Raw genomic sequence first — 22,694 nt, 5'->3', positions numbered from 1 at the left:
CGGGTCTGCGTGAGCGGGGCCCCGTCAGGCCGTCGCGACCGCCTGCGGTCCGGCCGTGATCGCGTCGGTCGGCAAGCTCTGCGGCGTGGTGCGCGCCCCCTGCCGATGCGGGCGGAAACCGCCGCCGTCCCGCTTGACCGCGTAGGAGGTTGCATCTGCGTCGCGAAGCAGCGCGTCGAGGGAGGCGGTGTCGGACGATGCGGTACTGTAGCCGAGGCTGAGGCCGACGTGGATATCATGTCCGCCGTCGATCCGATAGGCTTCACTCAGGCCGGCGTGAATGCGCTGGGCGAGCCTGTCCGGGGCGGCCGGCTCCGCGATGCCCGGCTGGACGACCACGAACTCGTCGCCACCGATCCGGGCGACGATGTCACCCGGTCCCACGATCCGGCGCAGGCGGCTCGCCACCTCCTCCAGGAGCCGATCCCCGACACCATGCCCGAAGGTGTCGTTCACCGCCTTGAAGCCGTCGAGGTCGAAGACGTGAACGGCGACCCGGCTGCGATCCTCCCGGGGCAGTGCGTCGAACGCCTTGCGCAGGCCCAGACGGTTGAAGAGTTCGGTTAGCGGATCGCGCCGCGCCAACGTCGCCATCTGCAGGCGCATGGTGATCAGGCGGCAGGCGCTGCGATGGAGATGCGCGATGGTTTCCAGCGCGCTGATCAGGAACACCAGGAACACGGCGCCGGTGAGAAGCCTCGCATCCTCGATGTAGAACGCCGCGGACACGATCGCCGGTCCCGCCGCCAGGAGAACCGCGCCCGCCGCGATCCGCGGACGTACCGAGATCCGGGTGGCGACGCCGGCGCAATAGCCGAACAGCAGCGCGGTCGCCACGATATGCAGCGACAGGTCCGGCTGCGAGAACAGGAACGCGCCGAGCGCGCCCATCGGCGCCGCCATGCACCAGCTCGTGATCGCGTGTCCGGCTTCGACCTTGCGGAAGTCAGCCAGCGCGGGCGTCGGCCCGGCGATGGTCCGGCGATGGACGAGGATGAACAGCGCCTTGCCGATCGAGGCCGCGACCCCGAAGACCGTGATGGCGAGCGCCGCGACCGCACCGGTTTCAAGATAGGCGTAGAACCCGATGATGAAGAAGGTCACGCCGATCGAAGCGGTGGGCAGAAGATTGTCGGCCAGTGCCGAGACCAGAGCTTTGTAGACCTCGACGGACTCGGTGTGACGCAGCATCAGCCATTCTGATCGTTGTGACGATGACAGTTCGATATCACAACAGTCGTTTACGGGATGTTGCGGCGCGGACGCGGATTGCGGTGGCGGCAAGACAGCGACATCAACGACATGCGGGTGCCGCGAGGCGATGTGCTGTCTGGGAGCGTCGAGGCGCCCATGCTGGATAGCCGCCTGCTGCGGCGCGAGCAGCATTGTTTCCCGAGAAGGACAACTCTAATATTTGGTGATGTTCGCTACTGAAGTTTGATGACTGTCCAGAGATGAGCGAAGCTGGCCGCATCTTCGGAGGAGCTGCCGTTGACCGTTGCAACCCTTTTAACTCTTCGCGACGATTTTAAACGTCGGCTCAATGCTGACGTGAAAAGCTTAGTTCGCCTGTATGATCAAAACGACGGCGGCAGGGGTAGGCCGGGGGACTGGATGATACCCTTGCGAAAATCGGCGCTCGTTCTGGTCGCGTCAAATCTTGAGTATTTTCTGGAAAGCACCGTTTGTTGCGGCTTTGAGCATCTTGTCGATCGAGATGTAGTCGCCCGAAAATATCCTGAAGGCTTCAGGTTGTGGCGATTTCGCAGTCAAGCGCACATGCGAAATCTAAGCGTTGATCACGCAAAAGAGTTGGTTGAGCTTTCTCAGAAATTGTACTCGGACGTTCGGCCGCTGACCCGAGAAGAGATCGTTGTAGAAAATATAAAGGACCAGTTTGCTAATCCTACTCCCAAGAATGTCAACTGGCTGATGAGGCTCGTTGATATTGAGGATTATTGCGATATTCGATCTGTCACCGTTGGCGGGAACGCTATGAATATTACTGTTGGGTTGGGCGAATTAGCTCAAAGACGAAATGATGTCGCACATGGCGGTGACCAAGAGGTTCCTACTATGGAAGACGTCAAGCGCCTTTCAAAGTTCGCCCAGCTGCTGTCAACTCGCTTTATGAGGGACGTCAGCTCAGCGATAGAACGTTGTGTCTAAGGGTGTGGGAAATGGTGCCGCTTGCGTGACTCGAACACGCGACCCCGTCATTACGAATGACGTGCTCTACCAACTGAGCTAAAGCGGCACGGTCCGGATCGGATCGAAATCCGCGGACGGCGCCCTGATAGCGGGAAACGCGGTCGGGTTCAAGCGGGAAAGCGACATGGGGCGGCGGCGCGGCACGATTGTGCGATGCGCCGCCCGCCGGTGGGCTTTGGACGGCGTGTCAGCCGCAGATGCGCCGCCTGGCGGCGTCGTATTCGGTGGCGAGGCGATCGACCAGGGCGCTCGCCGGACCGACCGAGCGCACCGCGCCGATGCCCTGGCCCGAGCCCCAGATCTCTTTCCAGGCCTTGGGCTTGGCGCTGCCGCCGAAATCCATCTGGCTGGGATCGCTGCCGGGCAGGGCGTCGGGGTCGAGGCCGGCGGCGACGATGGATTCGCGCAGGTAGTTGCCGTGAATGCCGGTGAAGAGGTCGGTATAGACGATGTCGCTCGCACGGCCACGGGCGATGCCCTGCTTGTAGTCGTCGGCCGCGCGCGCCTCGTCGGTGGCGATGAAGGCCGAGCCGATATAGCCGCCATCGGCGCCCATGGCCTGGGCCGCCAGCACCGCGTCGCCGGTGGCGATCGCGCCGGACAGGAACACCGGACCGTCGAACCATTCGCGGATTTCCTGGATCAGCGCGAAGGGCGACAGGGTGCCGGCATGGCCGCCGGCGCCGGCCGCCACCGCGATCAGGCCGTCGGCGCCCTTCTCGATCGCCTTGCGGGCGAAGCGGTCGTCGATGACGTCGTGCAGCACGATGCCGCCATAGGAATGCACCGCCTCGTTCACCTCGGGTCGCGCGCCCAGCGAGGTGATGACGATCGGCACCTTGTGCTCGACGCAGACCGCCAGATCCTCCTCCAGCCGCGTGTTGGAGCGGTGGACGATCTGGTTGACGGCGAAGGGCGCGGCCGGCCGCTCGGGATGCGCGCGATCGTGGGCGGCCAGCGCCTCCTCGATCTCGCAGAGCCATTCGTCGAGCTGGGCCGCCGGCCGGGCGTTCAGCGCCGGAAAGGCGCCGACAATGCCGGCCGTGGCCTGGGCGATGACCAGCGCCGGATGCGAGATGATGAACAGCGGTGCGGCGATGACCGGCAGCCGCAGCCGACCTTCGAGAAGCGTGGGGAGGGCCAGGATCACACCTATGATTTTGACGTAAACGTAAGAGTATGGGTCGTAGCAGATCGCTCGCGGCCTGCAAAGATCGGGCGGTTCGCCATGGCCCGACGCGTGTTCGGCCACGCCATCTTCCGGGCAGGGCGCCGCTTTGCCGGACAGGCCGTCGCACCATCTTGCGCGCCGGGTCGCGACGACCGATCTTGGCAGGCGATGTCCGACCTGTTCCCGCCCGTGCCCACCACGCCCTCGCTCTTTGCCGAGCCGGGGCCGACGACCGTCCGCGTCATCGACGTGGAGACGGCGGGCCACCGGCTGGAAGAGGACGCCGTCATCGAGATCGGCTCGATCGACGTGGATCTGGCGACCGGGGCGATCCGCAACCCGCTGCAGACCTTGTGCGATCCCGGCGGCGTCGAGATCAATCCGCATGCGCGCAAGGTCCACCAGATCACCGACGCCATGCTGGAAGGCGCGCCGCCCTTTGCCGAGGCGGTCCGACCCTTCGCGTCGGCCGGCCTCTATGCCGCCCAGCGCGCCAGCTTCGATCGCTCGCGGCTGCGGCTGACCGGGCGCTGGCTGTGCACCTACAAGCTGGCGCTGCGGGCCTTTCCGCAGGTGCGGGCGCACGGCCTGCAGAGCCTGGTGAAGTACGTGCCGCTGGACCTGTCCGAAGTGCGACCGATGCTGGAAGGGCTGCATCCGCACCGCGCGCTCTACGACGCGGTCTGCACGGCGGTGCTGCTGCGGACCATCGCGGCGACGCTGATGCCCCGCTGCCACGACGTCGAGGATTTTCTGGAGCGGGCCGAGCGGGTCTCGAACGAGCCGGCGCTGCTGGCGCGGCTGCGCTTCGGCCGCCACAAGGGTGTCGCGCTCGCGGAAGTGCCGGACGCCTATCTGGAATGGCTGCTGCGCGAGCCCGGCATGGAGGCCGACGCCGTCTTCACCGCCCGCCATCATCTGCGGCTGCGCAGCGTGCGCGGCGCCCGCCAGATGCCGGCTGCCGCCGTCTGAGCCGAGCCTGGGCAGCGTACGCTGCCTCAGGGGGGCGATGCGGCCCGGCGTCCGCGCCCTATGTGCCCCGCCATCGCCGATCCGCAGCCGTTCCGGGACCCCATGAAGCGCTTTGCCGAACTCCTCGACCGCCTGGTCCTGACCCCGTCGCGCAACGGCAAGCTGCGCCTGATGGTGGATTTCTTCCGCCATGTGCCCGATCCCGAGCGCGGCTATGCGCTGGCGGCGATCACCGGCGATCTCGACGTGCGCAGCGTCAAGCCGGCCATGCTGCGCGAATTGATGGCCAGCCGCATGGACGAGGTGCTGTTCGGCTATTCCTACGATTATGTCGGCGATCTGGCCGAGACCATCGCGCTGGTCTGGCCGTCGCCGCTGGACGGCGCCGCTCGTCCGGCCGCTCCGCCGACGCTGGCGGAGGTGGTGGAGACGCTGGACGCGGCGACCCGCAAGGACGGCCCGGCGCTCGTCGAGGCTTGGCTCGACCGACTGGACTCCTCCGGCCGCTATGCGCTGCTGAAGCTCGTCACCGGCGCCATGCGCATCGGCGTCTCCTCGCGCCTCGCCAAGCAGGCGCTGGCCGAGTTCGGCGACCGGCCCGTGGCCGAGATCGAGGAGCTCTGGCACGGGCTGCAACTGCCCTATGAGAGCCTCTTCGCCTGGCTGGAAGGGCGCGACGACAAGCCGGTCTCGGCGGCGGCCTCGCCGTTCCGCCCGGTGATGCTGTCGCAGGCGCTGGAGGAGCCGGATTACGGCCGCATCGATCCCGAGACCTATGCGGCCGAGTGGAAATGGGACGGCATCCGCGTCCAGGCGACGGCGGAGAACGGCACGCGCCGGCTGTATTCGCGCACCGGCGATGACATCTCCAACGCCTTTCCCGATCTTCTCGACTTCATGACCTATGAGGGCGCGCTCGACGGCGAACTGCTGGTCGCCACGCCACAGACGCAGGGCGGCGGCACGCCCAGGGTCGAGGCGCATGAGGGGGCACCGCGCGACGACATCGTTGTCGGCACCTTCTCCGACCTGCAGCAGCGACTGAACCGCAAGACGGTCTCGGCGGCCGTCCTGAAGCGCTATCCGGTGTTCCTGCGGACCTATGATCTCTTGCAGGACGGCGACGAGGATCTGCGGGCGCTGCCCTTTGCCGAGCGCCGCAAGCGGCTAGACCGCTTCGTTGCCGGCCTCGAGCCGACCCGCTTCGACGTCTCGCCCTTTCTCGCTTTTTCCGATTTCGACGAACTCGCACGCCTGCGCGCCGGCCCGCCCCATCCGGTGATCGAGGGCGTGATGCTGAAGCGCTGGGACTCGACCTATGTGCCGGGCCGGCCGAAGGGCCCGTGGTTCAAGTGGAAGCAGGACCCGCATCTGGTCGACGCGGTGCTGATGTATGCCCAGCGCGGCCACGGCAAGCGGTCGAGCTTCTATTCCGACTATACGTTCGGCGTCTGGACCGGCCCGATGGACGATCCCGAGCTGGTGCCGGTGGGCAAGGCCTATTTCGGCTTCACCGACGAGGAGCTGAAGCAGCTCGACAAATATGTCCGCGACAACACGATCGAGCGTTTCGGCCCGGTGCGCTCGGTGCGGGCCGAGCCCGATCACGGCCTCGTCCTGGAAGTCGCCTTCGAGGGGCTGGCACGGTCGAGCCGCCACAAGAGCGGCGTCGCCATGCGCTTTCCGCGTGTCTCGCGGCTGAGATGGGACAAGCCGGCCTTCGAGGCGGACCGGCTGGAAACCCTGCAGGCGATGCTGCCCGAGCCGATGCCGGAATAGGCGACGCAGGGCTGCCGGGGCAGGGCCGTGCGCCGGCTGGCCGGTCCTTCGGGCTTGTGCCGCGCGGCGCGACCGCCTACCTGCCGGGCAGGGACGCAGCGGAGCAGTGCAAGATGTCGGAACGGGTGAACAGGTTTCTCGGTGGCTCGCCGCTCGGCGTGATCATGCGGCTGATCCTGCTGTCGATCGTCGTCGGCGTGATCCTGTCCTGGCTGTCCTGGAGCCCCGCCGACGTGGTCGACTGGTTCGTCAGCCTGTTCGACTGGCTCTGGTACAACATCTTCGGCTCGCTCGACCGTGCGCTGGACTATTTCCTGCTCGGCGCGGCTATCGTGATCCCGATCTTCATCATCTCGCGCCTGCTGACCCTCGGCCGCCGCTAGGCGGTTCGACGCGAAGCATCCGGAGCGGGCGGGCTCAGACCGCCGCAGCGGCCTTCTGCGCCTGCGCGCGCTTCTTGACCGCCGCGGCGCTCTCGGAGATCGCCTCCATGATCTGGTGGATCGGTTCGGCGCCGCCCGACAACAGGGCGCCGACGAGCACGATGTCGGCCAGACGCAGGACCACGCTCATATCGGCTTTGGCCGGCAGCAGGGCGCCGAGGATGCTGACGCCGGCGAGGCCAATGAAAAGCCCCAGAACAAGCGAGAAGATCGTGGGGCGAAACTTGATCGCTTTGCTGTCCATCGCTGTTTCCGCAAGTGGTCCGACGAAGTTCGCCTTGGGCTGGTAGGGCTCGAGAAACACCGCCACATAGACCTCGGTCGCCCGCTCCACGAACAAGGCTAGCACGACGAAGATGCCGAGCCGTTCGAGGATGGCGACGATCGTTCCCGTTTCGATGGGGGCTAGCAGGAAATATTCGGGTTTATTCTTCAAAAGCCACGCAGTCAGCGCGACCGCAGCCAAAGCCGAGAGGAAGACAGTGTACTTCAGGAATTTCGAACCATACATGGCGAGGGCACCTCGGGCGCAGGATATTCCGTAAGGGAACATTCAGCATCATGCCTGCCTGCTGTCGTGCCGACAAGAGATCGGCTGCGCCGGCCCATGACCGCGGGACACGGACCGCTCAGGCGAACTCTGAGGCCACCCGGTGCAGGATCGAATGGCGGCGGGCCAGCGCGTCGATGTCGCGGGAATAGCCGCCGCCGATGACGCAGGCGACGGGGATGCCGGCGTTGCGGCAGGTTCCGATCACCGTGCGGTCGCGCTCGGCCAGGCCGGCATCGCTCAGCGCCAGACGGCCGAGCCGGTCGTCGGCGTGCGGGTCGACGCCTGCATTGTAGAAGACGATGTCGGGCAGCGACCGGCGGAGCCCCTCGGCCAGCGCCGGCACGAGGGCGTCGAGATAGTCGGCGTCACCGGTGCCGTCCGCCAGCGGCACGTCGAGATCGGACTGCGCCTTGCGCACCGGATAGTTCCTGGCGCCATGCAGCGACAGGGTGAAGACCCGCCGCTCGTTCTCGAAGATGCGGGCCGTGCCGTCACCCTGGTGGACGTCGCAATCGACGATCAGGACGCGGCCGGCATCACCGTCGGCCAGGAGCAGCGACGCCGCCACCGCCACGTCGTTGAACACCGAGAAGCCGGCGCCGCCGTCCCGCGCCGCATGATGGCTGCCGCCGGCCGTGTTGCAGGCAAGCCCCTCGACTAGCGCCAGATGGGCGGTCAGCACCGTGCCGCCGGTCGCACAGCGCGAGCGCAGCGCCACCTTCTCGTCCACCCGGAAGCCGATCGCCTTCTCCATCTCCGGCGGCACGGCCGAAAACAGCACCTGGTCGACATAGAGCGGGTCGTGCGCCAGCCGCAGCCAGTCCTGCGGCGCCGGGGCCGGTTCGTGGTAGCCGCCGGGCGCGACGAGCCCGTCCTCGACGAGGATTTCGGCGAGCCGCGAAAATTTCGACATCGGAAACCGGTGCGCGGCGTCGAAATCCGCGTCGAAGGCGGGATGATGGATGATCGGAAGAGGCATTCGGCGACAAGCTAGGGCGGCCTCGCCGGGATTCACCGCGGCAAGGTTTCGCTTGCGTGCCTGCGATGCCGGTGCAACCTGCCGCCCATGCACGAGATGATCGATCAGGACGACAGGCGCGGCGGCGGCGCCAGCGGCGCGGTGCCGGGCGGGCCGGCGCCACGCTCGCGCCCCTTCGCGGTCACCCATCGCGACGTCTGGAAGATCACCCTGCCGATGACGCTGGCCTTCCTGACGACGCCGCTGATCGGGCTGACCGATACGGCGGTGGTCGGGCGGATCGGCGATGCGACGGCGCTCGGCGGGCTGGCGGTCGGCGCGCTGATCTTCGATTTCGCCTTCGCCACCTTCAATTTCCTGCGCTCCGGCACGACCGGGCTGACGGCGCAGGCAGCCGGCGAGGAGAACGGCCGCGAGGTGCAGGCGGTGTTCTGGCGCTCGGTGGTGCTGTCGCTGCTGATCGGCGCCGGGCTGATCGCCGCCGAGCCGCTGATCACCGGGCTCGGCCTTCTGGCCATCGCGCCGGGGCCGGGCGTCGTTGCCGCGACCGGGCTCTACGTCTTCGTGCGGATGTTCTCGGCGCCCTTCGCCTTTCTCAACTACGCCATTCTCGGCCATGTGCTGGGCTGCGGCCGGGGCGGGCTGGGGCTCGCGCTGCAATTCGTCGTCAACGGGACCAACATCGCCCTGTCGATCCTGTTCGGCCTGGTGATGGAATACGGCATTGCCGGCGTCGCCGTCGGCACGGTCTGCGGCGAGGCGATCGGCGCCCTTGTCGGCTTCCTCGTCGTCTTGCGGCGTTTCGACGCCGCCGACCGGCCGTCCCCTGCGCGGGTCTTCGAGCGGGCCGGCTTCGTGCGGATGATCGCGGTCAATCGCGACATCATGATCCGCTCCTTCTGCCTGCTCGGCGCCTTCATGCTGTTCGCGCGGCTCGGCGCCCAGTTCGGCACGCTGGTGCTGGCGGCCAACGGCATCCTGATGAACTTCTTCGCGGTCGGCAGCTATTTTCTCGACGGGCTGGCGACGGCCACCGAGCAACTGGTCGGGCGCTCGGTCGGGGCACGCTACCGGCCGGCCTTCGACCGCGCCGTCCGCCTCACCATCCTGTGGGGCATGGCCGTGTCGCTGGTGGTCTCGGCGGTGTTCCTCTTCGCCGGCGAGGCGCTGATCGCCGGACTGACGACGGACCCGGCGGTGCGGCAGATGGCCACGGACTATCTGCCGTTCGCGGCGCTGACGCCGGTTGCCGGCGCGCTGGCCTTCATCATGGACGGCGTGTTCATCGGCGCCACCTGGTCGCGGACCATGCGCAACATGATGATCGCGGCCTTCCTCGTTTTCGCGGCCGCCGCCTACGCGCTGACGCCGTTCTACGGCAATACGGGCCTGTGGCTGGCGCTTTTGGGCTTTCTGGGCTTTCGCGGCTTCAGCCTGCTCGCGCTGGTGCCGCGGCGGCGGGCCGAGACCTTCGCCGCGCCGTCATGGCCGGGCGGACGTGAAGGCGCTGCAGTGCGGTAACGTTGTCCACAGACAAGACGAAAGTTCGACGGAACGGAAACCGGGACTTGCCGTTAGCTGACCATCTTTACCCACCCTCAGGTTGCGCCTCGCCGCCGACCGGACTTACGGGAACCGACGGCAGCAGGACATGAGACAGCGCGACGACTGGCACCTTACCGAGATCATCGGCCACGAACAGGGCCGGGGCGATCCCTTCGCGGCTGCCATTCGCGGAACCCGCATGCCGATGATCATCACCGATCCCCGGCAGCCCGACAATCCGATCGTCTTCGCCAACAAGGCCTTCCAGGATCTCACCGGCTACGCGCGCGACGAGATCATCGGCCGCAACTGCCGGTTCCTGCAGGGGCCTGATACCGATCCCGCCGAGGTGGATCGTCTGCGCCAGGCCGTGGCGCGCGAAGAGGCGGTGAACGTCCAGTTGCGCAATTACCGCAAGGACGGCAGCGCCTTCTGGAATTCGCTCTATGTCAGCCCGGTGCGCGGCGAGGACGGTGACGTCCAGTTCTTCTTCGCCTCGCAACTCGACATGACCGATCGGGTCGAGGCCGAGCAGGCGCTCGCCCGCCGCAAGGAGGATGTCGAGGCGCAGGTCCATGCCCGCACCCGCGACCTGCAGGCGGCGCTGGAAGCCAAGACGCTGCTGCTCAACGAGGTCGACCACCGGGTCAAGAACAACCTGACCATGATCGGCTCGCTGCTGCGGCTCCAGATGCGCTCGATCCCCGATCCGAAGTTCCGCGAGACGCTGGAGACCATGCTGGAGCGCATCGACGCGCTGGCCGCCGTCCATCGCCGGCTCTACCAGGCCGACGACGTGACCCGGTTCGACGTGGGCGCCTTCGCCGACAGCCTCGCCTCGGACGTGCTGGGCGCCAGCGGCCGCGAGGACATCCGCTTGAACAGCCGGTGCGAGGCCGTCGCGATCGCCGCCAGCAAGGCGGCCCCGGTCGGCCTGATCCTCAACGAGCTGATCACCAATGCCGTCAAGCACGCCTATGCCGACGGACGGAGCGGCGAATTGCGCCTCGAGGTCCGGCAGATCGACGGCCACGCCATGATCGATCTGCGCGACGACGGTCCGGGGTTCGACGCGGACCGGATCACCACCGGTTCGGTGGGCCGCTCGCTGATCGCGCGACTGTCGCGCCAGATCGGCGCCGAAACCGAGTGGAACGGCGCCGCCTCCGGAACCCATGTGTCCATCCGCTTCCCGCTTCATCAGCCGGACGAAGCAGGAGCTGCCTGAACATGCCCGCGCTCAAGTTCCTGATCGTCGAAGACGAAGCGCTCCTCGCCATGGACATGGAAGCCATGATCGAGGATGCGGGCTACGAGGTGGCCGGCGAATGCGCGTCGCTGCGCGAGGTGCAGGCGCTGCCGCGCGATCTGGCGCCGGACGTCGCCTTCGTCGACCTGCATCTGGCCGAGAATTCGAGCGGCATCGATGTCTGCACCCATATCCGCAGCATCTGGCCCGATACGATGGTGGTCTTCGTGACCGGCAATCCGCGCAAGCTGCCGGAGGATTTTGCCGGTGGACATGGCGTCCTGCCCAAGCCCTTCGTGCGCCATGACGTCTTCCGCATCATGCAGTATCTGCAGGAGGGGATGTCCAACCCGCCGCCGCACTGCAAGCCGCCGGCGAGCTTCCATGCCTCTCCGGGCCTGGCTTTCGCCTGGGCCTGAGCGTGCGGCTTCTCTCTAGGCTGTAAGGCGTACGCCGCTCAGTTACTGGGCGGATCGGCCAGAACGGCATCGATGCCGCGGTCGCGCAGATCGCGCAGGCTGTCGATCCCGGCGCGGTCGAGATAGCGCAAGATTCCCTTGAGAATGGAGCCCGGCAGTTCGGGGCCGTGATAGACCAGCGCCGTGTAGAGCTGCACGAGGTCGGCGCCCGCCTCGATCCGCCGGATCGCCTCCGCGGCACTGTCGATCCCGCCGACGCCGATCAGCGGCATGTCGGGGCCGAGCGCCTTGCGGAACCGCGCCAGCACATAGGTCGCGCGCGCCGCCAGCGGTGCTCCCGACAGGCCGCCCGCCTCGGTGGCGTCCGGCAGGCCGGTGACCCCCTCGCGCGACAGGGTGGTGTTGGAGACGATCATGCCGTCGATGCCGCGCCGCGTGACCTCGCCGGCGATCTCCTCGATCTGCTCCTCGGTCAGGTCCGGCGCCACCTTCAGGAAGAGCGGCGTCTTCGCCGTACCCGACAGGGCGGCATAGCCGTCCCGCGCCGCCACGGCCGAGCGCAGCAGCCGGTCGAGTTCCGAGCCGCTCTGCAGCGCCCGCAGGCCCGGCGTGTTGGGCGAGGAGATGTTGATCGTCAGATAGCTGGCGACCGGGGCGAAGACGTTGATGCCCTCGACATAGTCGGCGACCCGGTCGATCGCGTCCTTGTTGGCCCCGACATTGACGCCGACGATGCCCGGCTTGCGGGCGCGGGCCGACAGCCGCGCGAAGGCTTCGGCATGGCCCTGGTTGTTGAAGCCGAGGCGGTTGATGATCGCCTCTTTCGCCGTGATGCGGAACACCCGGGGCTTCGGATTGCCCTCCTGCGGCTTCGGCGTGATCGTGCCGACCTCGGCAAAGCCGAAGCCGAGCCGCAGCGCGGCGTCGGGCACTTCGGCATTCTTGTCGTAACCGGCGGCGAGGCCGAGCGGATTGGGAAAGCCGATGCCCGCGACCGCGACGCGCAGACGATTGTCCACCGGGGTGTCGGCGCGCGGCACGAGGCCGCTCTTCAGGGCGGCGATCGACAGGCCGTGGCTGCGCTCGGGATCGAGACGGAAGATGGCCGGGCGTGCCAGCCGGTAGAGGCGTCTCACCTGACGGAGCCGGGGAACTGGTGATTGCCGTCGGCGCCGAGCGGCAGGTCCTCGACCCACAGCACCGCCTCCAGCGGCAGCGGGCCGTAGAGATGCGGGAACAGCGCGCCACCGCGCGACGGCTCGAAGCGCAGGGCCTCGCCGAGCTTGGCCGGATCCACCGCGATCAGCAGGAGATCGTCCTGGCGGGCGAAATGCCGGGCCGCCGTCTCGCGGGCCTGCTGGCCGGTCGAGAAATGGATGTAGCCATCCGCCTCGTCCACCGGTGCGCCGTCGAAGCGGCCCCTGGCCTTCGCGGCCTCCCACAGCGCCCGCGGCGCGATCTTGTATATCGGCTCAACCATGCTTCCTCGGTTGCCAGAGGCACCGGCAAAAAGCAATCGCGCCGAATGGCCGTCGGCCGCCACGAGGTGGTCACGTCCCCGGTCTAGCGTCGCCGAAAGGGCCGGAGCGTGCCGGCCATCCACCCAAGCAACGGGAGGCCGCCATGGCCGGACATGTGCTGACGATCCTGACCGCAACCGCGCTGCTGGCGACGCCGGCGGCCGCCCAGTCGCTGCTCGACACGGCCGGCGGACGCTACGAGATGCAGCCCGTCGGTGGCGGCGTCGCGCGGCTCGACACGGTGACCGGCGACGTCGAGTTCTGCCGGGTTTCGGGCGACGCCATCGTCTGCACCGATGCGACACTTGGCGGCGGCGGCGGCGCGAGCGGTGACGGCGAGCTCGCCGCCCGCCTCGACGATCTCGAAGCCCGGGTGGAGGAACTGGAAGAGGGCCGCCGGGCGCTGATCGACAGCGACGATGCCGATCGGGCCGTCGACCAGATGCAGAAGCTGTTTCGCGGCTTCGCCGACATCGTCCGGGAGCTCGACGAGGACATTCGCGGCGAGACCCCGTCGGATGACGCGGACGCCGATGCGGACATGCCCGGCCGGACCTGACGCGTGATGAGAGGGACGGGCCGGGGCGTCAGACCGGGAAGCTGACCCGGCGCCTCAGATAGGCTTCCATCGTGTCGAGGGAGCGCTCGCCGGCGGCGGTCGGAAACACTTCGAAGACGTGGCAGCCGCCATTGGTCAGCGACAGCTCCGTCTCGATCCCGCTGCCCATCCAGCGCATCGCCATGAACAGCGTGTCGTCGATCAGAAGGTCCCGCGTGCCGCAGCTGAACAGGGCCGGCGGCAGGCCGGTCAGGTCGGCATAAAGCGGCGAGACCGCCGGGTCCTTGAGCGAGACGCTCTCCGGCACCAGCCGCATGACGAATTCCATGACGTCGTCGGTGTTGAGGACGAGCCGCTCCTTGCCCCAGTTGCGCACGCTCGGGGTGAGCGACAGATCGTAGCAGCCGGCGACCAGATTGGCGGCGCGGAACGGCGTCAGGCCGTATTCGTCGCGCAGCCGCAGCATCGTCAGGACGGCAAGATGCGCCCCGGCCGATTCCCCGCCGATCGCCAGGAAGCCGCGCGGCAGGTCGAGATGGCCGTTGGCCAGCGCCACCGCGATGTCGGTGCAGTCGTGGAGGGCTGCCGGATGCGGGAACTCGGGCGCCAGACGGTATTCAACCGAGGCGACGGTCAGCCCGGTATTGTCGGCCATTCGGCGCAGGCGCGGATCGGCCTCGTCGGCGGCGCCGAACACCCAGCCGCCGCCATGGATATGCAGGAAGGTGCCGCGGGTCTGCCCGTCGCGCGGGCGGAACACCCGCACCGGGATTTCGCGGCCGGCGCCGCCGATATGGATGATCTCCTCGGCGTTCTTCTCGCGCGGTCCGATCGGCAGGATGCCGCGGCCCTCGCGCCGCGCCTTGCGAACCGTCTCCACCGGCAGCGACCAGGGATCGGGCAGCGTCTTCTGATCCCTGATGATCTTCTCGTTCAGGGCGACCAGCTCGGGGTCCGCCTGCGCCCGGTCGAATGCTGCCGGGTCGATGGTCAGTCGCGTCTTGGTCATTGCCGTTTCCCTGTTTGCGCCGGAGAAGCTAGGACATGGCCTCCACAGGTGTAGGGCGCGGCGTGTGGCAAAGGCTCGGGGCCGCATCCAACGACAACGGGGGCAAGCCGATGGACCAGCATATCGAAACCCTCAGCGTTGCCACGAAGGGGCGCTCGATGACCGACATCAGCGCCGCGATCGCCGAACGGCTGATTGCGGCGGGCGCCCGCGACGGGCTGCTGACGGTGTTCATCCGCCATACCTCGGCGTCGCTGACCATCCAGGAGAATGCCGATCCCGACGTCCAGCACGACCTCCTGAACGCCCTCGACCGGCTGGCGCCCGCCGATGCGCCCTATGTCCATACGATGGAGGGGCCAGACGACATGCCGGCCCACATCAAGACCGTGCTGACGGGAACCAGCGTCGCCGTGCCGGTGTCGGGCGGCCGCATGATGCTGGGCACCTGGCAGGGCATCTATGTCGTCGAGCATCGGGCACGCCCGCATTCGCGCGAGATCGTGCTGCACTTTTCCGGTACGCTGGGCTGAGGCCGGAACCACCGCGGGTTGATCCCGCCGGGCAGCCGGGCCAAGAAGGGCCGCGACGAAGTGGGAGCGCGTCGCAGCCGGTATCCGGTTGAAAAGGCAGGGGGGAGAACAGGGGCATGCGCTACGTCTTCATCGTGGCCGACGATCATCCGCTGTTTCGTGGCGCGCTGCGGGAGATCCTGACGTCGCTGCCGGACACGGCCGAGATCGTCGAGGCAGCGGATTTCGACCAGGCCGCGGCGGCGCTGGCCGCCAATCCGGAGGCCGATCTGATGCTGCTCGACCTGAACATGCCGGGAACCAGCGGCCTGTCGGGCATGGCGCTCCTGCGCGCCGACCACCCCTCGGTGCCCATCGCCATCGTCTCGGGCAGCGAGGACGCGCCGATCGTGGCGCGGGCGCTCGATCTCGGCGCCTCCGGCTTCATTCCGAAATCCTCCGGCTTTGCCGAGATCCGCGAGGCGATCCTGGCGCTTCTGGCCGGCGAGGTCTTCCTGCCGCCGGACATCTCGCTGGAATCGGAGCGCGACCCGGAGGTCACCGAACTGATCCAGCGCATCCGCACCCTGACGCCGCAGCAGACGCGGGTCTTGACCATGCTGGGGCGCGGGCTTCTCAACAAGCAGATCGCCTACGAGCTCGGCATCTCCGAAGCCACCATCAAGGCGCATGTCTCGGCGGTGCTCCTGAAGCTGGGCGTCGACAGCCGTACCCAGGCGGTAATCCGCCTCTCGCGGCTCGGTATCGATCTGGAAAGCGGCCTCGCCGGCTGAGCCGCGCGCCGCGACGCATCCCATCCAGGACAGCGCCATGGGCCGGCGGTGCGGCCGGCCACCTATTCCGCGGCTTCGCGGCGGCCGTGCTTGCGGCCCATGGCGGCGCGCAGCGACGCCGGCTTCAGCGGCTTGGTCAGGATGTCCACCTCCATCCCCGCGGCCTGCTCGCGCAGGCTCGGGGACCGGTCGGCGGTGACGAGGATCACCGGCAGTTCGGGGCCGAACACCCGCCGCAGCGCCGTCACCGCATCGAGGCCTGTCCCCTCGTCGAGATGATAATCGACGAGTGCGATGTCGGGCACGATGCCGCGCCGCCCGAGATCGGGGATCGCCTCCGACGCCGAACCATAGGCCTCGACCTCGCAGCCCCATCCGGCCAGGAGCACCCGCATGCCCTCGCGGATGGCCACCTCGTTGTCGATGCACAGGACCCGCGTTCCGGCCAGCGCCAGCCCGGCCCGGGCGGGCAGCAGCGCGGTCTGGGGCGCGGTGACGGGCGTCACGTCGGCCACCGGCAGCGTCACCCGGAAGCGGGTGCCGCGGCCATGCTCCGACGTCGCCTCGATCGGATGGTCGAGCACCCGGGCGATGCGATCGACGATGGACAGGCCGAGCCCCAGCCCGCGGGCAGTCCGGCTGCCTTCGTCGAGGCGGACGAATTCGTGATAGATCGCCTCCAGCTTGTCGGCCGGAATGCCGATGCCGCTGTCGGCGATCTCCACGTCGATCCGGCCGCCGCTGCGATGGCGCACGCCGACCACGACCTTGCCGGCGCGGGTGTATTTGATGGCGTTGGAGACGAGGTTCTGGATCAGCCGGCGCAGCAGGTTGCGGTCGGAGCGGACCGAGACCCCGGTGCGCACGAAGCGCAGCGCGATGGCCTTTTCGTCGGCCAGCGGCTTCATGTCGGTCTCGATCTGGCGCAGCAGCCGGTCGAGCGGGAAATCCTCTATCTTGGCCTGCATGCCGCCGGCTTCCAGCCGCGAGATGTCGAGCACCGCGCCGATGATCGCCTCGACGGCCTCCAGCGACGAGCCGATATTGGCGGCGATCTCGGTCTCCTGGCCGCCCAGGCTGCGCTCTTCCAGCGCCGCGGCGTAGAGCCTTGCGGCATTGAGCGGTTGCAGGATGTCGTGGCCGGCGGCGGCCAGGAAACGCGTCTTGCCGAGATTGGCCGCGTCGGCCGCCAGCCGCGCCTTGCCGAGCTCTTCGTTGGCGGTCGTCAGCTCGCCGGTGCGCATGCGCACCCGCTCTTCCAGGCTCTCGTTCATCTCGCGCAGGGCGGCGGCGCGGCGCACCCGCTCGGTCATGTCCGAGACGGTGGCGACGAGGCCGCCTTCCGGCATCCGGTTGGAGCGGAATTCCAGGACGCGGCCGGAGCGCCGCAGGCTGATTTGGCGCAAGGCCGGCGGCCGGGTCAGCACCTCGAAACTGGTGTCGTATTCCGGCCGGTCGATCTCGCCGGCCTCGATCAGCTCGTCGAGGACGACGGTCATCGGCGTGCCGATCTGGCCGAACTCCGAGGACAGGCCGACGAGATCGCGGAACTGCCGGTTCCAGAAGGTCAGCCGGTAGTCGGCGTCGAAGATGGCGAGGCCCTGGTCGACCTGTTCGAGCGCGATCCGCAGGAGGTCGCGATTGTATTGCAGCGCCTCGGAGGCGTCGTCGAGGAGCTGCAACGCCGAGCGGCTGGAATCGGCGTGGCGCTGGAACAGGAGCGACAGGACGAGCCGCGACGAGGCCGAGCCGATGGCCGCCGCCAGAAGCTGCTCGGAAAAGCGGATCGTGGCGGAATCGGCCGTGTCGTCGTCGTCGATGGTCCGGTGCTCGGCCTCGGCGAAGCTGCGGAACGAGCGCTCGGTGCGGTCCGAGCCGAGATAACGGGCGATGGTCGCCTTGAGCTCGCGGATGCTGACCCCGGCGCGGGTGCGCCGCACACCGGCGGCGGGGCCGACGTCGCTGGAGGCGAAGACCGCCGCCTGGATGCGCTCCAGCGGCGTCGCCTTGCGGCTGAGCGAGCCGACGACGAGGAAGAAGATGTTGGCCGACAGGCTGACGAGGCAGCCATAGAGCAGCGGATCAAGCAGCGGCGCGGCGGCGGGGTCGGCACCGGCGGTGACCGCCGTCGCGTCGATGGCCTGGCCACGTAGGAGCGCCGGCATCAGCAGCGTCCAGGCCCAGCCGATGATGCCGGCGATGAGGCCCGCCGTGGCGCCGCGGGCATTGGCGCCCTTCCAGTACAGCCCGGCGAGGAAGGGCGGCGCGAGCTGGGCGATGGCGGCGAAGGACAGGAGCCCGATCGAGGCGAGGCCGCTGCCGGCCCCGGCGTAGCGATAATAGCCGTAGCCGAGAAACACGACGACGAAGATCGCCGAGCGCCGGACATTGAGGATCAGCCGGGTCTCGTCGCGGGTGGGGTCGACCGCATGGTCGCGGCGCTTCAGCAGCCACGGCAGGACGAGGTCGTTGGAGATCATGATCGACAGGGCGACGCTGGCGACGATCACCATGGCGGTGGCGGCCGACAGGCCGCCGATGAAGGCGACCAGCGACAGCGCGTCCTGGCCCTGCGACAGCGGCAGCGACAGGACGTAGAGATCGGCATCGACGCTGGGGCCGAGGGTGATCAGCCCGGCCACGGCGATCGGCACGACGAAGAGGTTGATGACGACGAGATAGAGCGGGAACAGCCAGCGGGCGCGGCGGATCTCGTGGCGGGTGCGGTTTTCCACCACGGTCATGTGGAACTGCCGCGGCAGGAGCAGGATCACCAGCGCGCTGAGGCCGAGCGAGGCGATGAAATGACCGCCGATGCCGCCCTGGAAGGAGGCGAGGACCCGCGGGCTGGCGAGCGCCGCATTCCACAATTCGCCGGGCTCGAACAGGACGAAGGTCGCCCACAGGCCGACCGCCAGGAAGGCGGTGAGCTTGACCAGCGATTCCATCGCGACGGCCAGGACGAGGCCGTCCTGATGCTCGGTGGCATCGGCGTGGCGGGTGCCGAACAGCACCGCGAAGATGCCGAGGACGGTGGCGACAAGCAGCGCCAGGTCGCTGAACAGCGGCGGCATTTCCAGCGTCGCGCTGTAATGGGCAACGAGGCTGGCGACGCTGGTGGAAATCGCCTTCAGCTGCAGGGCGATGTACGGCACCGTGCCGACGATGGCGATGACGGTGGCCAGCGCGGCGACCGACGGGTTCTTGCCGTAGCGCGAGCCGATGAAGTCGGCGACGGTGGTGATGCGCTCCGCCTTGGCGTGGCGGATCAGCCGCTCGATGAAGCCCGGTGCGAAGACGAAGACGAGGATCGGGCCGAGATAGATCGCCAGGAAGGACAGCCCGTCGCGCGCCGCCACGCCGACCGAGCCGAAGAACGTCCAGGAGGTGCAGTAGACGGCGAGGCTGAGCGCATAGACGCCCGGCCGGCTGATGCGCGCCCGGCCGGCCGCCGCCCGGCGGTCTCCCCACCAGGCCACGGCGAACAGCAGCAAGAGATAGACGATCGCCGTGAAGACGATGATCCCGCTATGCAATTCTCATCCTCCCGGCGGCCTGACGGGAGCGGAGCGGCGCCCCTGCGGGTCAGGTGAGCCGGGATGCCGCTTCAGGCCGATGCGTGTTCGACACAACCATCGGTGCCCGCGCAAGTCCAGATCGCGACACCGCCGGTACCGGCGATCGCCGGTTTTCCGCGTGTGGCGCGATTGTGCCCCTGCCGCGCAACTGTAGAGTGGACGCCCCATCGTCAGAGGAATCATGAGATGCTCAAGGAATTCAAGGAATTTGCCCTGAAGGGCAACATGGTCGATCTGGCGATCGGCATCATCATCGGCGCGGCGTTTTCCGGCCTCGTCAATTCGGTGGTCAAGGACCTGTTCATGCCGGTCATCGCCGCGATCTCGGGCGGCGTCGACTTCACCAACAAGTTCGTCGGTCTCGACGACGGCGTCACCGCCACCAGCCTGGAAGCGGCGCGCGAGCAGGGGCCGGTGCTCGCCTATGGCCAGTTCGTCACCCTGTCGATCAACTTCCTGATCGTCGCCTTCATCCTGTTCATGGTGGTCAAGGCGATGAACCGGCTGAAGCGCAAGGAAGAGGCCAAGCCGCCGGAGGTGTCCGAGGTGCCGCGCAACGAGAAGCTGCTGGAGGAAATCCGCGACCTGCTGGCCAGCGCCTCGAACCGCGAAACCCGGGTCTGACGCCTCACTGAACCGACGACGACGCCCGCCGCCGAGAGCGGCGGGCTTGCATTTTCCGGGACGAAGCGCGATGCCGGGCACGGCGTCAGGCGACGCCGTTTTCGTTCGAGTCTCCCCCGGAAGGCACCCTGATGAGCGACAGATTTCGGCTCAGCCGCGAGGCTGTGGAAGCGCCGGCGAGCGGCATTGTCGCCGTCATCGACTATGCCCGCGGCCATGAGGGGGTGATCCCGCTCTGGGCCGGCGAGGGCGACCTGCCGACGCCGGGCTTCATAGCAGACGCGGTGACCGCGAGCCTTGCGGCGGGCGAGACCTTCTACACCTATCAGCGCGGCCTGCCGGAACTGCGCCAGGCGCTGAGCGACTACACCGCCCGGCTCTACGGCATCGAATCCTCGCCGGAACGCTTCTTCGTCACCGGTTCGGGCATGCAGGCGATCCAGATCTCGATCGCGGCGAGCACCTCGCCCGGCGACGAGCTGATCTATTTCGGCCCGGCCTGGCCGAACTTCGCCGCCGCCTGCGGCGTGCGCGGCGCCGTGCCCCGGGAAGTCGCGCTCGACTGGACCGATGCCGGCTGGCAACTCGACCTCGACAAGGTCGCCGCCGCGATCGGCCCGAAGACCCGCACCATCTTCGTCAACACGCCGGCGAACCCGACCGGCTGGACGGCCGACCACGCGACGCTGAAGGCGCTGCTGGCGCTGGCCCGCAAGCATGGCCTGACGATCATCGCCGACGAGATCTACAGCCGCTTCTACTACGCCGCCGACCGGGCGCCGTCCTTCCACGACATCATGGAGCCGGACGACGCGATCCTGTTCGTCAATTCCTTCTCCAAGAACTGGGCGATGACCGGCTGGCGGGTCGGCTGGATCGAGACCACCCCGGCCATCGGCACCGTCATCGCCAATCTCACCCAGTATTCGACCTCGGGCGTCGCCCCCTTCATGCAGCGCGGCGCCATCGCCGCGATCACCGAGGGCGAGCCCTTCGTGGCGATGCAGGTGGAGCGGGCCCACAAGGCGCGCGACATCTTCACCGAGCGGCTGGCGGCGACCAACCGGGTCGCCATCGTCCAGCCGGCGGGCGCCTTCTATTCCTTCTTTGCCATCGACGGCATCACCGAGACCCGCGAGACGGCCTTCCGCATCGTCGACGAGGCCAAGGTGGGCCTTGCGCCCGGCACCGCCTTCGGGCCGGTCTCGCCGGGCTCGTTCCGGGCCTGCTTCCATCGCCGGCTCGACGAGGTGGAGATGGCGGCGGATCGGCTGGCCGACTGGATCGGCCGTTCGGCGTGACAGGCTGGGACCGGCGCCGGGTCGGCAATCTCGCCGCCACGCTGGCGCTGGCCGCCCTCGGCGGGGGCGTGGCAGCGGTGCTCGGCCTGCCGGTCGCCTGGCTGCTCGGCCCGGTTCTCGCCGTTTCGGCGGCCAGCGTCGCCGGTCTCGATACGCGGCTGCCGCAGGCGCTGCGGACACTGGCCTTCTTCATTCTCGGGATGCAGGCCGGTTCCGGCGTGACGCCCGCGGTCCTCGACCAGATGGCGATCTGGCCGCTGTCCTTCGCCGTCCAGATGCTCGGCGTTCTGGGCGTCATCATCGTGACGCGCGCGTTCCTGCGTCACGGTCTCGGCTGGGACCGGGACACCGCCCTGTTCGCCTCATTGCCGGGGGCGCTGTCCTTCGTGCTGGCGGCGGCCTCGGAAACACGGGCCGACCTGCCGCGGGTGACCATCGTCCAGAGCGTGCGGCTGCTGATCCTGATCGGCGCCCTGACGCCGGTGCTCGGCTGGTTCGAGGGCGGCGAGGACGTGGTGGCGGCCTCGCGCGGTACCGACGGGCCGCTGACGGAATATCTGCTGCTGCTGTTCGTCTGCATCGCGGCGGCGGCGCTCGGCCATCTGGTGCGGCTGCCGGGCGGCATGATGTTGGGCGCGCTGATCGGCAGCGCCTTCATGCATGTCGGCGAATTCGCCACCGTCGCCATTCCGCCGGTTCTCGCCGTGCCGAGCCTGATCCTTCTGGGGGCGCTGATCGGGTCGCGACTGCAGGGGCTGGACCGCAGGGGCGTCTTCGCGCTGCTACCCGCGGCGATCGGCTCGTTTGCCATCGGCATCGTGGTCTCGGCGATCTCGGTCGCCGTGGCGGTGCTGGTGCTGGAGATATCGATCGGCAAGGTGGCGCTGGCCTATGCGCCGGGGGCGCTGGAAGCGCTGACGGTTCTGGCGTTCCAGTTCGACGTCGATCCGGCCTATGTGGCGGCCCACCACGTCGTACGCTTCGTCTGTATCGCCCTGATGGTACCGCTTCTGGCCAAGCACATCGCGCGGCCGGGAGACACCGTGGCGGTGCCGCCGGAGGAATCAGGCGTCGATGGCGGCGAAGACCGACGGTGACGGGGCGGGCGCCTCGCCGCCCTCCGGTCCCCAGAAGATCACCCAGGTGACGAAATCGTCCGACATGTCGGTGAAGCGGTGGTCCTGGCCGGCGCGCACGAACAGCGCATCGCCCGCCGCCACGTCGTCGGTCTGGCCTTCGCGCCAGAAGGCGGCCCGGCCCGACACGACGATGTAGAGCTCGTCCTGCAGATGCGGGCGCTGGTGGTCCGTGCCGCGCGGCGCGAACACTTCCAGCGACATGGTGCCGTGGGAGATGGCCTCGGCGGCGAAGACGCCGTTCGGCCATTGCTCGGTCGCGGGCAGGGGCAATCTGTCCAGAAGCTGCGCCAGCGAAATCTTCATGGAGCGCTCCTTTCGACGCGGGGCGTCACCCGGC

General features: G+C 68.2%; 22 protein-coding genes and 1 tRNA gene. 13 read left to right on the top strand and 10 right to left on the bottom strand.

Annotation, left to right across the window (positions count from 1 at the left end; translation table 11 throughout):
- Positions 1–24: 24 nt before the first annotated feature.
- Entirely contained in the window at positions 25–1,191 is a 1,167-nt protein-coding gene (locus tag H9Q09_RS02915) for a GGDEF domain-containing protein (RefSeq protein ID WP_187389836.1), read from the bottom strand.
- A gap of 300 nt (positions 1,192–1,491) precedes the next feature.
- Between H9Q09_RS02915 and H9Q09_RS02910 the strand changes: the two genes are divergently transcribed.
- Positions 1,492–2,169 carry a HEPN domain-containing protein gene (locus tag H9Q09_RS02910; RefSeq protein ID WP_187389835.1) on the top strand — a complete coding sequence of 226 codons (678 nt, stop codon included), beginning with the start codon at positions 1,492–1,494 and terminating at the stop codon, positions 2,167–2,169.
- A gap of 12 nt (positions 2,170–2,181) precedes the next feature.
- Here the strand turns inward: H9Q09_RS02910 and H9Q09_RS02905 are convergent.
- A tRNA-Thr gene (locus H9Q09_RS02905) sits at positions 2,182–2,257 on the bottom strand.
- A gap of 141 nt (positions 2,258–2,398) precedes the next feature.
- Positions 2,399–3,355, bottom strand: coding sequence for a nitronate monooxygenase family protein (locus H9Q09_RS02900; protein WP_187390125.1), 957 nt, complete (start codon positions 3,353–3,355; stop codon positions 2,399–2,401).
- A gap of 84 nt (positions 3,356–3,439) precedes the next feature.
- Here H9Q09_RS02900 and H9Q09_RS02895 point away from each other — a divergent pair, with 84 nt between their 5' ends.
- The 3 genes from H9Q09_RS02895 (at position 3,440) to H9Q09_RS02885 (ending at position 6,516) form a co-directional block, all read left to right on the top strand.
- On the top strand, positions 3,440–4,354 hold the full coding sequence (locus H9Q09_RS02895; protein ID WP_246715980.1) for an exonuclease domain-containing protein: 915 nt from the start codon (positions 3,440–3,442) through the stop codon (positions 4,352–4,354).
- Positions 4,355–4,456: 102 nt separating this feature from the next.
- A complete protein-coding gene (locus H9Q09_RS02890; RefSeq protein ID WP_187389834.1) occupies positions 4,457–6,133 on the top strand; it encodes a cisplatin damage response ATP-dependent DNA ligase in 1,677 nt (558 codons plus the stop codon).
- Between the two features lie 125 nt (positions 6,134–6,258).
- Positions 6,259–6,516, top strand: a complete 258-nt coding sequence (locus tag H9Q09_RS02885; protein ID WP_187389833.1) for a DUF6460 domain-containing protein — start codon at positions 6,259–6,261, stop codon at positions 6,514–6,516.
- A 34-nt stretch (positions 6,517–6,550) separates the two neighbouring features.
- Here the strand turns inward: H9Q09_RS02885 and H9Q09_RS02880 are convergent, their stop codons facing one another.
- Entirely contained in the window at positions 6,551–7,087 is a 537-nt protein-coding gene (locus H9Q09_RS02880) for a hypothetical protein (protein WP_187389832.1), read from the bottom strand.
- A gap of 118 nt (positions 7,088–7,205) precedes the next feature.
- On the bottom strand, positions 7,206–8,108 hold the full coding sequence (locus H9Q09_RS02875; RefSeq protein ID WP_187389831.1) for a histone deacetylase: 903 nt from the start codon (positions 8,106–8,108) through the stop codon (positions 7,206–7,208).
- Between the two features lie 96 nt (positions 8,109–8,204).
- Between H9Q09_RS02875 and H9Q09_RS02870 the strand changes: the two genes are divergently transcribed.
- The 3 genes from H9Q09_RS02870 to H9Q09_RS02860 all read left to right on the top strand — a co-directional run bounded on the left by H9Q09_RS02870 (position 8,205) and on the right by H9Q09_RS02860 (position 11,321).
- Positions 8,205–9,629 carry an MATE family efflux transporter gene (locus H9Q09_RS02870; protein WP_187390123.1) on the top strand — a complete coding sequence of 475 codons (1,425 nt, stop codon included), beginning with the start codon at positions 8,205–8,207 and terminating at the stop codon, positions 9,627–9,629.
- Positions 9,630–9,759: 130 nt separating this feature from the next.
- On the top strand, positions 9,760–10,881 hold the full coding sequence (locus tag H9Q09_RS02865; protein WP_187389830.1) for a PAS domain-containing protein: 1,122 nt from the start codon (positions 9,760–9,762) through the stop codon (positions 10,879–10,881).
- 2 nt (positions 10,882–10,883) lie between these two features.
- Entirely contained in the window at positions 10,884–11,321 is a 438-nt protein-coding gene (locus tag H9Q09_RS02860) for a response regulator (protein ID WP_187389829.1), read from the top strand.
- A gap of 38 nt (positions 11,322–11,359) precedes the next feature.
- Here the strand turns inward: H9Q09_RS02860 and H9Q09_RS02855 are convergent, their stop codons facing one another.
- Positions 11,360–12,457: a quinone-dependent dihydroorotate dehydrogenase gene (locus tag H9Q09_RS02855; protein ID WP_187389828.1), complete on the bottom strand. Its 1,098-nt coding sequence runs from the start codon at positions 12,455–12,457 to the stop codon at positions 11,360–11,362.
- On the bottom strand, positions 12,454–12,801 hold the full coding sequence (locus H9Q09_RS02850) for a DUF952 domain-containing protein (protein ID WP_187389827.1): 348 nt from the start codon (positions 12,799–12,801) through the stop codon (positions 12,454–12,456). The genes H9Q09_RS02855 and H9Q09_RS02850 overlap by 4 nt, the downstream gene beginning before the upstream one ends.
- Positions 12,802–12,944: 143 nt before the next feature.
- On the opposite strand from H9Q09_RS02850, the gene H9Q09_RS02845 reads away from it, so the two are divergent.
- Positions 12,945–13,400 (top strand): hypothetical protein, encoded by a 456-nt coding sequence (locus H9Q09_RS02845; protein WP_187389826.1) that lies wholly within the window; start codon positions 12,945–12,947, stop codon positions 13,398–13,400.
- A gap of 28 nt (positions 13,401–13,428) precedes the next feature.
- Here H9Q09_RS02845 and H9Q09_RS02840 read toward each other — a convergent pair whose 3' ends face one another.
- The gene (locus H9Q09_RS02840) at positions 13,429–14,409 is read right to left on the bottom strand and encodes an alpha/beta hydrolase (RefSeq protein ID WP_187389825.1); all 981 of its coding nucleotides are present in this window, start codon (positions 14,407–14,409) and stop codon (positions 13,429–13,431) included.
- A 110-nt stretch (positions 14,410–14,519) separates the two neighbouring features.
- On the opposite strand from H9Q09_RS02840, the gene H9Q09_RS02835 reads away from it, so the two are divergent.
- Entirely contained in the window at positions 14,520–14,942 is a 423-nt protein-coding gene (locus H9Q09_RS02835; RefSeq protein WP_187389824.1) for a secondary thiamine-phosphate synthase enzyme YjbQ, read from the top strand.
- A gap of 116 nt (positions 14,943–15,058) precedes the next feature.
- On the top strand, positions 15,059–15,715 hold the full coding sequence (locus tag H9Q09_RS02830; RefSeq protein ID WP_024349681.1) for a response regulator transcription factor: 657 nt from the start codon (positions 15,059–15,061) through the stop codon (positions 15,713–15,715).
- A gap of 62 nt (positions 15,716–15,777) precedes the next feature.
- Here the strand turns inward: H9Q09_RS02830 and H9Q09_RS02825 are convergent, their stop codons facing one another.
- Positions 15,778–19,251, bottom strand: a complete 3,474-nt coding sequence (locus H9Q09_RS02825) for an ATP-binding protein (protein WP_187389823.1) — start codon at positions 19,249–19,251, stop codon at positions 15,778–15,780.
- Positions 19,252–19,479: 228 nt separating this feature from the next.
- Between H9Q09_RS02825 and mscL the strand changes: the two genes are divergently transcribed.
- The 3 genes from mscL to H9Q09_RS02810 all read left to right on the top strand — a co-directional run bounded on the left by mscL (position 19,480) and on the right by H9Q09_RS02810 (position 22,315).
- Positions 19,480–19,917: a large conductance mechanosensitive channel protein MscL gene (gene mscL, locus H9Q09_RS02820; RefSeq protein ID WP_024349683.1), complete on the top strand. Its 438-nt coding sequence runs from the start codon at positions 19,480–19,482 to the stop codon at positions 19,915–19,917.
- Positions 19,918–20,048: 131 nt separating this feature from the next.
- The gene (locus tag H9Q09_RS02815) at positions 20,049–21,218 is read left to right on the top strand and encodes a pyridoxal phosphate-dependent aminotransferase (RefSeq protein WP_187389822.1); all 1,170 of its coding nucleotides are present in this window, start codon (positions 20,049–20,051) and stop codon (positions 21,216–21,218) included.
- On the top strand, positions 21,215–22,315 hold the full coding sequence (locus H9Q09_RS02810) for an AbrB family transcriptional regulator (protein ID WP_187389821.1): 1,101 nt from the start codon (positions 21,215–21,217) through the stop codon (positions 22,313–22,315). Before H9Q09_RS02815 ends, H9Q09_RS02810 begins: the two co-directional genes overlap by 4 nt.
- Here H9Q09_RS02810 and H9Q09_RS02805 read toward each other — a convergent pair.
- On the bottom strand, positions 22,283–22,660 hold the full coding sequence (locus H9Q09_RS02805) for a cupin domain-containing protein (RefSeq protein WP_187389820.1): 378 nt from the start codon (positions 22,658–22,660) through the stop codon (positions 22,283–22,285). The genes H9Q09_RS02810 and H9Q09_RS02805 overlap by 33 nt on opposite strands.
- Positions 22,661–22,694 lie beyond the last annotated feature (34 nt).

It is taken from the genome of Aurantimonas sp. DM33-3, assembly GCF_014334315.1.
Lineage (GTDB): Bacteria > Pseudomonadota > Alphaproteobacteria > Rhizobiales > Rhizobiaceae > Aurantimonas > Aurantimonas coralicida.
The sequence above is the reverse complement of the archived record's forward strand: the minus strand, read 5'-3'. Positions and strand labels throughout refer to the sequence as shown.

Bases quoted from the DNA above. Each gene is read 5' to 3' on its own strand.
- H9Q09_RS02915 (WP_187389836.1), bottom strand. From the start codon at position 1,191: ATGCTGCGTCACACCGAGTCCGTCGAGGTCTACAAAGCTCTGGTCTCG.
- H9Q09_RS02895 (WP_246715980.1), top strand. From the start codon at position 3,440: ATGGCCCGACGCGTGTTCGGCCACGCCATCTTCCGGGCAGGGCGCCGC.
- H9Q09_RS02890 (WP_187389834.1), top strand. From the start codon at position 4,457: ATGAAGCGCTTTGCCGAACTCCTCGACCGCCTGGTCCTGACCCCGTCG.
- H9Q09_RS02880 (WP_187389832.1), bottom strand. From the start codon at position 7,087: ATGTATGGTTCGAAATTCCTGAAGTACACTGTCTTCCTCTCGGCTTTG.
- H9Q09_RS02875 (WP_187389831.1), bottom strand. From the start codon at position 8,108: ATGCCTCTTCCGATCATCCATCATCCCGCCTTCGACGCGGATTTCGAC.
- H9Q09_RS02870 (WP_187390123.1), top strand. From the start codon at position 8,205: ATGATCGATCAGGACGACAGGCGCGGCGGCGGCGCCAGCGGCGCGGTG.
- H9Q09_RS02865 (WP_187389830.1), top strand. From the start codon at position 9,760: ATGAGACAGCGCGACGACTGGCACCTTACCGAGATCATCGGCCACGAA.
- H9Q09_RS02860 (WP_187389829.1), top strand. From the start codon at position 10,884: ATGCCCGCGCTCAAGTTCCTGATCGTCGAAGACGAAGCGCTCCTCGCC.
- H9Q09_RS02850 (WP_187389827.1), bottom strand. From the start codon at position 12,801: ATGGTTGAGCCGATATACAAGATCGCGCCGCGGGCGCTGTGGGAGGCC.
- H9Q09_RS02845 (WP_187389826.1), top strand. From the start codon at position 12,945: ATGGCCGGACATGTGCTGACGATCCTGACCGCAACCGCGCTGCTGGCG.
- H9Q09_RS02840 (WP_187389825.1), bottom strand. From the start codon at position 14,409: ATGACCAAGACGCGACTGACCATCGACCCGGCAGCATTCGACCGGGCG.
- H9Q09_RS02835 (WP_187389824.1), top strand. From the start codon at position 14,520: ATGGACCAGCATATCGAAACCCTCAGCGTTGCCACGAAGGGGCGCTCG.
- H9Q09_RS02830 (WP_024349681.1), top strand. From the start codon at position 15,059: ATGCGCTACGTCTTCATCGTGGCCGACGATCATCCGCTGTTTCGTGGC.
- mscL (WP_024349683.1), top strand. From the start codon at position 19,480: ATGCTCAAGGAATTCAAGGAATTTGCCCTGAAGGGCAACATGGTCGAT.
- H9Q09_RS02815 (WP_187389822.1), top strand. From the start codon at position 20,049: ATGAGCGACAGATTTCGGCTCAGCCGCGAGGCTGTGGAAGCGCCGGCG.
- H9Q09_RS02805 (WP_187389820.1), bottom strand. From the start codon at position 22,660: ATGAAGATTTCGCTGGCGCAGCTTCTGGACAGATTGCCCCTGCCCGCG.